At 61.4% G+C, this 518-nt stretch carries 1 protein-coding gene; it reads left to right on the forward strand.

Translation table 11 applies throughout. The features are described 5' to 3' along the window. Nucleotides 1-199 precede the first annotated feature (199 nt). Nucleotides 200-472, forward strand: a complete 273-nt coding sequence (locus KHO22_RS32400) for a hypothetical protein (RefSeq protein ID WP_211951275.1) — start codon at nucleotides 200-202, stop codon at nucleotides 470-472. Nucleotides 473-518 lie beyond the last annotated feature (46 nt).

The following is a 518-nucleotide window of genomic DNA, read 5'->3' on the forward strand; positions in this document are numbered from 1 at the left end:
CTCGCGTAGGGGCCCGTGCGCTTCACCACCCCCGGCGTGGCGCTATGGCGGCGATTTGAAATTTCAATCCTGCAAGGGGAATGATCCGCGATCTCCCGGCGTATACGCAATAACGACCGCAACATGGCGCTGCACACCAAGCCTCGCAGGTCCGATCGTTGAACTGTCATCTCTGTATTCGTTCGCCAAGGAGTCAATCATGAAACGCCTCAGCCAAATCTCCGGTGCCGCCCTGCTGATCGCCACCGTTACCACCTTCGCCTCACAAGCCGCCGTTGCCGCGGTCAATTCGCCTCGTGACGTCTATACGGATGGCGCGCGTATCGGCCAGCGTGACGTCTTCACGGATGGCGCACGCATCGGACCGCGCGATGTCTTTACCGATGGCGCACGCATCGGACCGCGTGACGTGTTCTCCGATGGTGCCCGCATCGATTCCAGGGACATCTACACGGACGGCGCCCGCAACTAGGCCCTGCCGCTTTCCGCGCGCCCGATAGCAAATGCCTTGTTGAGGA

Source organism: Cupriavidus yeoncheonensis (genome assembly GCF_905397275.1).
Taxonomy (GTDB): Bacteria; Pseudomonadota; Gammaproteobacteria; order Burkholderiales; family Burkholderiaceae; genus Cupriavidus; species Cupriavidus yeoncheonensis.

Coding starts and splice junctions, on each gene's coding strand:
- KHO22_RS32400 (WP_211951275.1), top strand. CDS start 200: ATGAAACGCCTCAGCCAAATCTCCGGTGCCGCCCTGCTGATCGCCACC.